The 10585-nt window shown below is 74.6% G+C and carries 9 protein-coding genes; 7 read left to right on the top strand and 2 right to left on the bottom strand.

Going from position 1 to position 10585, the window contains the following annotated elements; all coding sequences use genetic code 11:
* Positions 1 to 172 precede the first annotated feature (172 nt).
* Genes P696_RS42300 through P696_RS0100790 form a run of 3 tightly spaced genes read left to right on the top strand, consistent with a single transcriptional unit; the run spans position 173 to position 2859 of the window.
* Positions 173 to 760 (top strand): GNAT family N-acetyltransferase, encoded by a 588-nt coding sequence (locus tag P696_RS42300; RefSeq protein WP_064743832.1) that lies wholly within the window; start codon positions 173 to 175, stop codon positions 758 to 760.
* A gap of 26 nt (positions 761 to 786) precedes the next feature.
* Positions 787 to 2235: an NAD(P)/FAD-dependent oxidoreductase gene (locus tag P696_RS0100785; RefSeq protein ID WP_051466494.1), complete on the top strand. Its 1449-nt coding sequence runs from the start codon at positions 787 to 789 to the stop codon at positions 2233 to 2235.
* Between the two features lie 18 nt (positions 2236 to 2253).
* Positions 2254 to 2859 carry a class I SAM-dependent methyltransferase gene (locus P696_RS0100790; RefSeq protein WP_026410857.1) on the top strand — a complete coding sequence of 202 codons (606 nt, stop codon included), beginning with the start codon at positions 2254 to 2256 and terminating at the stop codon, positions 2857 to 2859.
* Positions 2860 to 2986: 127 nt separating this feature from the next.
* Here the strand turns inward: P696_RS0100790 and P696_RS42305 are convergent, their stop codons facing one another.
* Both P696_RS42305 and P696_RS42310 read right to left on the bottom strand, forming a co-directional pair.
* Positions 2987 to 3874, bottom strand: coding sequence for an NAD(P)-dependent oxidoreductase (locus tag P696_RS42305; RefSeq protein WP_170026279.1), 888 nt, complete (start codon positions 3872 to 3874; stop codon positions 2987 to 2989).
* Positions 3875 to 3937: 63 nt separating this feature from the next.
* The gene (locus P696_RS42310) at positions 3938 to 5782 is read right to left on the bottom strand and encodes an AfsR/SARP family transcriptional regulator (protein WP_051466498.1); all 1845 of its coding nucleotides are present in this window, start codon (positions 5780 to 5782) and stop codon (positions 3938 to 3940) included.
* Between the two features lie 285 nt (positions 5783 to 6067).
* On the opposite strand from P696_RS42310, the gene P696_RS0100805 reads away from it, so the two are divergent.
* The 4 genes from P696_RS0100805 to P696_RS0100820 all read left to right on the top strand — a co-directional run bounded on the left by P696_RS0100805 (position 6068) and on the right by P696_RS0100820 (position 10576).
* Positions 6068 to 7066: a helix-turn-helix domain-containing protein gene (locus tag P696_RS0100805; RefSeq protein WP_245627462.1), complete on the top strand. Its 999-nt coding sequence runs from the start codon at positions 6068 to 6070 to the stop codon at positions 7064 to 7066.
* A 268-nt stretch (positions 7067 to 7334) separates the two neighbouring features.
* Entirely contained in the window at positions 7335 to 9149 is a 1815-nt protein-coding gene (locus tag P696_RS0100810; protein ID WP_026410859.1) for an AMP-binding protein, read from the top strand.
* Between the two features lie 113 nt (positions 9150 to 9262).
* Positions 9263 to 10297 carry a 2,3-diaminopropionate biosynthesis protein SbnA gene (gene sbnA, locus P696_RS42315; RefSeq protein WP_051466499.1) on the top strand — a complete coding sequence of 345 codons (1035 nt, stop codon included), beginning with the start codon at positions 9263 to 9265 and terminating at the stop codon, positions 10295 to 10297.
* 60 nt (positions 10298 to 10357) lie between these two features.
* Complete coding sequence (locus P696_RS0100820; protein WP_026410860.1) at positions 10358 to 10576, top strand: MbtH family protein; 219 nt, start codon at positions 10358 to 10360, stop codon at positions 10574 to 10576.
* Positions 10577 to 10585: the final 9 nt, after the last annotated feature.

A 10585-nucleotide genomic window follows, 5' to 3' on the forward strand; every position in this document is an offset into this window, starting at 1 on the left:
GGGTTCTGGCCAGGCCACTGTCGCCCGCCGGTGTTACGGAAGCGCTACACCCGCGTGAGGTGAGAGTTTCACCTTCGGCACCGGTCTTGAGCGACCCCGCGCGAGCGCCTAGCGTCACGTAAGTGATCTGCGTTCTGTCCGGCCCCGGCGGAGGTTTCCGCCGCGCGGTGCGGTGAGCCGGGAGGTGCGCACCGGGCGGCTGGCGCTGCGCCCGGTGAGCATGGGCGACCACACGGCGCTGCTGGCGCACTGGACGGGCCCGCTCGTCCGCCGGCACCTGTTCGGCGACCGGCGGGTCTCCGCCGAGCAGGTCACCGAGATCATCGAGGCCAGCCGGAGGGACTTCGCCGCCGAGGGCTACGGCCTGTGGGCGCTGCGACCGGCCTCCCGCCGCTTCGGCGAGTCCTCGGTGACCGGGCGCGCGCTGGTCGGGGTGGCCGGGCTGTGCGGCCCGGACGCGGCGGGCGACGTCGAGATGGTCTACAGCCTGGAGCCGGACCGCTGGGGCCAGGGCCTGGCCGCCGAGGCGTGCCTGGCGGTGCTGCGGCACGCGTTCACGACCGCCGGGTTGCGCCGGGTGACCGCCGAGATCGACATGGCGAGCGCCTCGTCCCTCGGTGTCGCGCAGCAGCTCGGGATGCGGCACCGGGGGATGGGCCCCGGCGGCACCGCGATCTACGCGATCGACCGGACGCAGTGGCTCGGAACGCGTCATAGGCAGACGCGAAGACAACAGAATCCGTCGCCAGAGATGCTTTAGGCGGTCGAATACAGCAGTATTGGCGCATGTCTACTGCGTCCGGGGCCACCCCCGCCTCCGCCCCCCGTTCCGCCGCGTTCGGCAACGGCGCGGTGTCCCACTGGTACCGCGAGCCCGGCCTGCCCGCGCCCGGCGACCGCCTGCCCGGCCCGCGCGCCGCCGACGTCTGCCTGGTCGGCGCGGGCTACACCGGGCTCTGGACGGCCTACTACCTCAAGAAGGCCCAGCCTGACCTGCGGATCGTCGTCCTGGAGAAGGAGTTCGCGGGGTTCGGGGCGTCCGGGCGCAACGGCGGCTGGGTCGTGGGGGAACTGGCCGGATCGCGGGAACGGTACGCGCGCCGCCACGGGCGCGAGGCGGCCGTCGCGCTCCAGCGGGCCATGTTCGCGACCGTGGACGAGATCCTGCGCGTGGCGAAGGACGAGGGCATCGACGCCGACCTGGTCAAGGGAGGCGTCCTCAACACCGCGCGGAACGCGGCCCAGGCGGCGCGGGTGCGCGCCCTGGTCGAGGAGAACCGCGCGTGGGGCTGGACGCCGGACGACATGGTCCTGCTGGACGGGCGCGAGGCGGACGAGCGGATCGGCATCGCGGGCCAGCGCGCCGCCACGTTCTCGCCGCACTGCGCCCGCGTCCAGCCCGCCAAGCTCGCGCGCGGGCTCGCGGCGACCGTCCGGGCGCTCGGCGTGGAGATCTTCGAGGACACGCCGGTGCTGCGCGTCGTCCCGCGCGAGGGCGGGCGTCCGGCCGCCGCCGTCACCCCGTACGGCACGGTCACCGCCGAGTACGTGCTCCGCGCGACCGAGGGCTTCACCGCGCGGCTGGCCGGGCACCGCCGCGACTGGCTGCCGATGAACAGCTCCATGATCGTCACGACCCCGCTGCCGGACGCGGTGTGGGACGCGATCGGCTGGCGGCACGGCGAGGTGCTGGGCGACATGGCGCACTACTACATGTACGCGCAGCGCACGGCGGACGGCCGCATCGCGTTCGGCGGACGCGGCAGGCCCTACCGCTACGGCTCCGGCGTGGACGACGCGGGCGTCACGCGGCCCGGGACCGTCGACCAGCTCTGGCGCATGCTGACCGGGATGTTCCCCGCCGTCGCCGGCGAGGCGAGCGTGGACCACGCCTGGTCGGGCGTCCTCGGCGTCCCGCGCGACTGGTGCTCCACGGCGGTCGTCGACCACGCCACCGGCCTCGGCCACGCGGGCGGGTACACCGGGCACGGCGTCGCGACCACGAACCTGGCCGGACGCACCCTGCGCGACCTGGTGCTCCGCCACGACACCGAGCTGACCGCGCTGCCGTGGGTGAACTGGCGGGTGAGGCGCTGGGAGCCCGAACCGCTGCGCTGGCTTGGCGTCCAGGCGATGTACGCGCTCTACCAGGTCGCGGACGGCCGGGAGGCGGCATCGGACACGCCCCGCACGTCGGCGGTCGCCCGCGTCGCGGACGCCATCACCGGCCACTGAGCTGGTAATTTCGGCGGGATGAGCACAAAGGGGACGCAGGGGTACGGCGTCGAGGCGGACCGCCTCGCCGACCAGTACGAGTCGCTCACCAGCGACGACGTGCTCGGCGACGTGCTGCACCTGATCCCGGGCAAGCCCGGGCGCGTCCTCGACGTCGGCGCGGGGACGGGCCGGGACGCCGCCGCCCTGGCGCTGCGCGGCCACACGGTGACGGCGGTGGAGCCGACGCCCGAGCTGCGCGCGCACGGCCGACGGCTGCACGAGGGCGCAGGGATCGCGTGGGTGGACGACACCCTTCCCGATCTGTCCGCCGTGAGCGGGACGTTCGATCTGGTCCTGCTCGTCGCGGTCTGGATGCATCTCGAAGCGGCCGAACGGCCTCGGGCGATGCGTCGCCTCGCCGGGCTGCTCGCGCCCGAGGGGACGGTGCTGCTGACGTTGCGGCACGGTCCGACCCCGCCGGGACGGCACATGTTCGACGTCCCGGCGGACGAGACGGTCGCGCAGGCCGACGAGGCGGGACTGCGCGCCGTCCACCTGAGCACGTGGGGCGACCTGCTCGGGCGTCCCGGCGTGCGCTGGACGACCCTCGCGTTCACGTCCCGGCCCCGCCCTTCCAGCTAGCGAGGCCGAGGACGCCGGTCCGTTCGCGGCCGGTCTGTTGCCAGCTCGTCTATGCCAAGTCGGTCTACTGCCAGCCGGTGCTGTCGTTGGGCGGCGGGGGGCAGGTGCTGTTCATCTCTTCTCCTCGTTACTCGTGGGCGGGTGGGAGGTCCGGATCGATCGTCGGTCGATGGGTTCCAGAGGTGGACGGGAGGATCTCGTCGGCCAGGATGCGGCGGACCGCCTCGGCCACGGCCGTCTCGCCGCCGTCCGGTTCGCCGTTTCCAGGTTCGCCCGTGAGGACGCCGACGCCTATCGCCAGACGGCCCTCCTCGACGGCGGCGCGGAGGGCCTCCTCGTCCACGACCCCCTGGGCGGCCGGGTAGACGAGGCGGGCCGTGGGGCGGACGCGGGACAGGGCGGCGGCGCCGATCAGCCCGGGTGTCAGGACCTGGACGGCGATGAAGTCGGCGCAGGCGAGCAGGTCGTCCAGCGGCAGGACGGTGATGTGCGGGCTCGCGCCGCGCCTGCGCTCGGGGGCGGGATCCCAGGCGGCGACCCGCATCCCGAACGCGCGCATCCGCTCGGCGACCATCGTGCCGCAGGCGGAGAGGCCGACGATGCCGAGCACCTTGTCCTCCAGGCGCACGCGCGGCGGGGTGTGGCGGGCGGCCGAGACCAGGAGGTCGACGGTCAGCTCGGCGTGGCCGACGACGCACGCGGTGCGGGCGTTGACGACCATGACCCCGGCGCGGGCGGTCGCGGCCATGTCCACCCGGCCGGGGCCCGCCGCGAGGTTCGCGACCACCCTCAGGCGTCCGCCGGCCACGACGACCTCGGCGTCCACCGGGGTCGCGCCGTCGACCACGAGGGCGCTGGCGTCCGCCACGGCGGCGACCAGCGCGGCCTGGTCGGCGCCGTCGCAGTGCCGGACGTCGAGACCGGGGGCGAGCGCCTCGGCGGCGGCCGGGGAGATCTCGCCCGCGACCACGACCACCGGACGCGCGGAACGTTCTGCTGGCGGGAGGCCGTTCACGGGTTCCAGCCTGCGGCCGGCCGCTATATTTTCTCTCCATCCGGGGCCCGGTCGGGCCCGCGGTCAAGCCGTGAGGGCGGCGTTCACGCGTTGGATCGCGGCGGCGCGCAGCTGGGACGTCTCCTCGGCCAGCACCCGCTCCCTGGCCACCGCGCGCATGAGGGGATGGAAGCGGCTCCGGTCGGGCCGCTCCGGGACGGCCTCCAGAAGATGGGCTTCGACGAGCTCGTCCACGTGCTCCTGTGTCTCGGCCAGAGGACGGTCCAGGAGGACCGAGGCCGTCCAGAGGGAGAAGGACGGCGCGCTCAGCAGTGACAGGAGGCGCAGGGAGCGGCGCAGGTCGCCCCTGGGCAGCCGGTGGCCGAGCGCGAGCACGGCCCGGACGTCCAGGTCGGCGACGCACAGCTCGTCCAGGATCCGGTGCGGGTCGGCCAGGCGGTCGGCCAGCCGCGACAGCGGACGGTGCGGGTGGCCGACCAGGCGGGCGCCGCAGGCGCGGACCGCCAGGGGGAGGAAGCCGCAGCGTTCCGCGATGAGCGCCAGCGCGCCGGGTTCGGCGGCGGCGCGGCAGGGACCCGCGTGGCGGGCGAGCAGCGCGGCGGCCTCGGCGGGTTCGAAGGGCTCCAGGGGGATGCGGGCGGCGCCCTCCAGCGCGGCCAGCCGGGTCCGCCCGGTCACGAGGACGCCGCAGCCGGAGGCGCCGGGCAGCAGGGGGCGGACCTGCCGTTCGCCGGACGCGTCGTCCAGCACGATGAGGACCCGGCGTCCGGCCAGGCGATCGCGGTAGAGCCGGGTGAGCGCCTCGGTGTCGCGCGGGAGGTCCCCCTCCCCGTCCTGCTCCGCGTCCTGCCCGCCGAGGGCGTTCAGCAGGTGGGCGAGGGCCTCGCCGGGGAGGAGGGGACGGCGGGTGCCGCCCCGGAGGTCGACGTGGATCCGCCCGTCCGGGTAGGCGTCGCCGACCTCGTGCGCGACGCGCAGCGCCAGCGCCGTCTTGCCCACGCCGCCCATGCCGGTGATCGCGCACACCCGGGGCGCGGCCGCCTCGCCGAGGTAGGCCCGGGCGAGGACCAGCGCGGTCTCCCGGCCGGTGAAGTCGGCGGGCGGCGGCGGCAGGCGCGCGGGGACGGGCGCCGGCGCGGGCGTCCGCAGCGAGACGCTCGCCTCCGGGGCAAGGAACGCGCGCCTGTCGGCCAGGATCGCCTGGTGGAGTTCCTGGAGCTCGGCCGACGGGTCGATGCCCAGTTCCTCGGCCAGGACGCGCCGGTGCTCGTGGAAGGCGGCGAGCGCGTCGGCGTGGCGTCCGCACCGGTAGAGCGCGACCATCAGCTGCGCGCGCGGCCGTTCCCGCATGGGATGGGCGGTGACCAGGGCGGTGAGTTCGGGGACGAGGCCCGCGTGGCGGCCCAGGGCCAGGTCGGCCTCGATCCGGTCCTCCAGGACGGCCAGCCGGGCCTCCTCGAGCCGCGGGCGTTCCAGGTCGGCGAGGGCCTCGGTGACGCCCGCCAGCGCCTCGCCCCGCCACAGCGCCAGCGCGTCCGACAGCGCCCGCGCCGCCGCGTCGACGCGGTGTTCGGCGAGGGCGGCGCGGCCTCCGGCGGCGAGCCGTTCGAACCCGGTCAGGTCCAGGTCGTCGCGTTCGATGCGCAGCCGGTACCCGGGCCGGTGCCGGTCGACCACCGCGTCGTCGCCGAGAAGGCCGCGCAGCCGGGAGGCGTAGGTCTGGATCTGGGCCTGCGCGGTCGCCGGGGGCGCGTCCTCCCAGAGCATCTCGACCAGCGTCCGGTCCGACACCACCCGTCCGTGCGCGAGCGCCAGGGAGGCGAGGAACGTCCGCAGCTTGGACCCGCGCAGTTCGACCCTGTCGACGTCGTTCCACAGCTCGACCGGACCGAGGACCCGGACCCGCATCGATACCCCCTTCGGCGTCGCGATCCGTGACGGAGGGTGAGCGGAGAGCGCGGTCCGTCGCGTCGGGGTGGGTGGGCCGGACCGCTTCCGTGGAGCTCCCGCCGGAGCCCTCCAGGGACACAGCGTGCGGGACGTTCCGCGAGGTCGTCACTGTGCGCGACTGGCAGCTTCATGCCGTGGCAGGGTCTGTCCACCTGTGGTCAGCGAATCGCCGGTGACTTCGCCCACGTCGAAGTCCGATGCACAATCCGGAACGGGACATGATCAAGATCAGGACCGAGGGGGATGGGGATGCTCCGAGGGCTCGGACTGGGATCCGACGCCGAGGCGCTGTACCGATCGATGATCAGGAATCCGCGTGGCTCCACCGCCGAGCTGGCGCGGCGGCTCGCGTGGACCGAGGCCCGGGTGCGCGAGGCCCGCGGCCAGCTCGTCACGCTCGCGCTGGTGCGCCACTCCTGGGAGGAACCGGGAGAGTACCGCGTGGTCAGTCCCGAGGTCGGCCTGGAGACGCTGCTGACCCGCCAGGAGGCGGAGGTGCGCGAGTACCAGCGGCGCATCGCCGCCAGCCGCGCCGCGGTCGCCAGCCTGCTCGACGAGTACGGCGAGCTGCGCTGCGGCGGCGACGGCCTCGACGCCGAGCGGCTGGTCGGGATCGACGCCATCCGGTCGCGCATCGAGGAGCTCGCGCACCGCTGCGAGTCGGAGGTCCTGGGGTTCGCGGACGGGGGTCCGCAGACCGCCGACAACATGTCGGCCAGCTGGCCGCTCGACCGGGCGATCCTCGCGCGCGGCCTGCGGATGCGCACGGTCTACCTCGACAGCATCGCCGGCAGCCCGCCGAGCGCGGCCTACGCGCGCAGGCTCATCGGCGCGGGGGCCGAGGTGCGGACGGTGGCCGCGCTGCCGCTGCGCATGGCGCTGTACGACCGGAGCACCGCGCTGGTGCCGGTCGATCCCGAGGACAGCGGCGCGGGCGCGATCCTGCTCCGGGGGACCGGGCTGCTCACCGCGCTGTACGCCCTTTTCGAGCAGGTGTGGGAGGGGGCCTCCCTGTTCGGCGGGGAACCCTGCCGCGACGCCGACGGGCTGCTGGCGCAGGAGCGCGAGGTGCTGCGGCTGCTCGCCCAGGGCCACACCGACGAGGCCGTCGCGCGCAGGCTCGGGGTCTCGGTGCGCACGGGACGCCGCATCACGGCGGGGGTGATGCGGCGGCTCGACGCGCGCAGCCGCTTCGAGGCCGGGGTGAAGGCCGTGGAGAGGGGCTGGCTGAAGGCCCTCTGACCGGTCCCGGCGCCGCCGCCCGGGGGGAGAGGCGGTCGTACCGGGTTGCGGTGTGCCGGGGCGAGGCGGGGCGGCGTCCGGGCGGGCGGGGGCTGGCAGCATGCTGCCGCCGCAGGGTCATGCACGGCGGCCGGGCACGATTCCGTCCGGTCTTCGTCAACAATCGCGGGGGATCCACGGAAATCGACATCAGGGACATAGTGGACATCATCACAACGGCCGATCAGACGGGGTGAGGCAGTCGAGCATGGACACGAGGAATGGGGACGTGAGTCCGATCGCGAGCCTGGCGGAACGGGTCGGCGAACACGCGGGCAAGGCGCCGTCGCGCATCGCGGTCGTGGACGTGGAGGGACCGGGCAGGGGCGACCCCGCCGGGCTCACCTACGCCGAGCTGGACGCCGCCGGGCGCGTCCGGGCCGCCTGGCTGAGCGGCCACTGCTCACCCGGGGACCGGGTGCTGCTCCTCTACTCGACCGGCACCGAGATGCTGAAGAGCCTGCTCGGCTGCCTGCGCGCGGGCGTGATCGCGGTGGTCGCGCCGGTGCCCGGCCCGGCCCGGCACCTGTCGAGCGCCACCGGCATGGCGCTGGACGCCGAGCCGCGCGTGGTCCTCACCGACGCCGCCGACCTCGTCGCGGTCTCGGACTGGGCGGCGCAGGACGGCCTGCCCCGGATGACACTGCTGATGACCGGCGGCCCGGGCGACCACAGGGCGCTGGTGGAGTCCGGGACCGTCCAGGCGGAGTTCGAGAACGGCGTCACGGAGTTCGGGGACGGCGTGGCGGGGCTCGGATCCGTCCCGCAGGATGCGGTCGCGCTCCAGTGGTACGTTCCACGGCCCGGCGCCGGGCCGGAGCGCGTCTCCTGCACCCATGCCGAGATGGCGCGCAGGCTCGACGACACGGCGAGGGCCATGGAGCTGACCGCGGGGGTTCGCTCCGGCGCCTGGCTGCCGATGTGGTCCGGGGGGACCGCCATGAGGCAGGTGCTGGCCACGCTCTACGCGGGCGGCACGGCGATCACGGTCTCGCCGGACGAGCCGATGCCGCCGCGCCACTGGCTGGAACTCATCGACCGGCATCGCGTCGAGGTGAGCGGGGCGCCCGCGCGTTTCTACGACGAGTGCGTGCGCGGCGTGCCCGACGAGTGGATCGACCGGCTCGACCTCTCGTGCTGGCGGCTGGCCCTGATCGAGGCGGGCCAGGCCGCCGAGGGCGCTCCTGCGCGGTTCGCCGCCCGGTTCGCGCGTGCCGGTTTCCGGCCCGGGGCGTTCGCGGTCGGCTACTCGCCCGCGCCGTGGGTGTCGCTGGTGTCGACGTCCCCGGCGCTCGTCCAGGCCGAGGTCCGGACGCTGGAGCACGGGGTGCTGAGGCCGCTGCGCTCCGGCACGCTCGGCGCCACCGGCCCCACCACGGGGTCTGCCGACGCCGACGCCGTGTCTCTCGTCGGCCTTGAGATCCCGCCGGGCCTGACGCTGGACGTCGTCGATCCGCGCACAGGGGAGACGCTCGCGGACCTGCGCGTCGGCGAGATCGAGATACCGAGCAGGGACGGACTCGGACGAGAGCGCACCGGCGACCTCGGCGTCCGCCACGCCGGGCGGGTCCACCTGGTCGGCCGGAGCCACGAGACCCTCTCCGCGTACGGCCGCACCCTGTATCCGGGGATCGTCGAACGCCGGGTGCGGGGCCTGCACCGCGCGTTCGAGGGCATGGCGGGCGGCGTCTTCACCGTCCCGGCGCCGCACGGACGGCTCGTCGTCGTGCACGAGTTCCGGCAGGGCGGCGACGAGGAGTTCTGCCTGCCCGCGCTCACCCGGACGATCCGGGACGCCCTCGCGCACCGCCTCGGAGCGCAGGCGGGCAACGTCGTGCTCCTGCGCGCGGGTGACGTGCCGCGCACGCTGGACGGCGGGGTCGACCGCGCTCTGCTGCGCGACCTGTTCATGGCCGACGCGCTGGCGCCGCTCCACGAGGAACTCGACCCGGAGGTCCGGCGGCGCTACCGCCGTGAGCTCCCGGCCCGGCCCGTCCGGCTGCACCGGTCCCGCGCCCGCCGGACCGCCAGATCCGTGAGGTAGCGGCGATATAGGCCAAATATTGGCGTCCCCGTGACAGTGGAGAAGTCCTGGGCCGGGGGCGGCCCGGGACCGCACTCCTGAAACGAAAGCGCACTCGGGAAAAAGGGGAAGCCGTGCCCGGAAAGCTCGCGCGAGGTGTGCTCGAGAGCATCGGCGACACGCCTCTCGTGGAGCTGGAGAGAATCCTCGCGGGATCGTCCCTGCGCGTGTTCGGGAAGATGGAGCGGTTCAACCCGGGCGGGAGCGTCAAGGACCGGACCGCGCTCGAGATGCTCCGCGACGGGATCCGCTCCGGTGAGCTCGAGCCGGGCCGGTCGGTCGTGGTGGAGTCCACGTCCGGCAACCTCGGCGTGGGGCTGGCGCAGGTCTGCCTCTACTACGGGCTGCGCCTGGTCTGCGTGGTGGACGCCCGGACGACGTCCCGCAACCTGGCGGCGCTGCGGGCGCTCGGCGCCGAGGTGGAGGTCGTGACCCGGCCCGACCCCGAGACCGGCGAGTTCCTGCCGGTGCGGCTGCGCCGCGTCCGGGAGCTGGCCGCGACGCTGCCGCACGCCTACTGGCCGAATCAGTACGCCAACCCGCTGAACCCGCGCGCCCACATCCGGACCATGGACGAGATCGGCCAGGCCCTGGACGGCCGGGTCGACTACCTCTTCTGCCCGGTCAGCACCTTCGGGACCCTGCGCGGCTGCGCCGACTACGTGCGCGAGCGCGGGCTGGCCACCAAGATCGTCGCGGTGGACGCCGTGGGCAGCGCCATCTTCGGCGACCCGCCCGCGCCCCGCCTCATCCCGGGGCACGGCGCCTCGGTCCGCCCGGCCCTGGCCGACACCGGCGCGGCCGACGAGGTCGTGCACGTGACCGACCTGGAGTGCGTGGCCGCCTGCCGCCGCCTGGTGCGCCGCGAGGCGGTGCTGGCCGGCGGGTCGTCCGGCGCGGCCGTCGCCGCCCTGGAGAAGCTCGCGGACGGCCTGCCCCGCGGCTCCCACTGCGTTCTGATCTTCCCGGACGGCGGCGACCGTTATCTCGACACCATCTATTCCGACGACTGGGTGTTCGAGCATTTCGGCGAGGTCTCGCATCTGTGGAAGGAACCCGGGGACGGCGCCGCGGAAAGGGCGGCGGGCGGCTCCGGGCCCGGCATCTGAATCCATTGAGTCCATCGAGTTGGCACATCCGTGAATCCGTGAATTCGGAAGGACGTCCCCATGGCCGAAGAGCAGACCGACGCGCGCCCGTACCGCGTCGTCCTCAACGACGAGGAGCAGTACTCGATCTGGTGGGCCGACCGCGACCTGCCCGCGGGCTGGCGCGCCGAGGGCACCGAGGGCACCCGTGAGGAGTGCCTGGAGCACATCGGCGCCGTCTGGACCGACATGCGCCCGCTGAGCCTGCGCCGCCGCATGGAGCAGGGGGCCGCGGGCTGACGTCCGGCC

This window comes from Actinomadura oligospora ATCC 43269, assembly GCF_000518265.1.
GTDB lineage: Bacteria > Actinomycetota > Actinomycetes > Streptosporangiales > Streptosporangiaceae > Spirillospora > Spirillospora oligospora.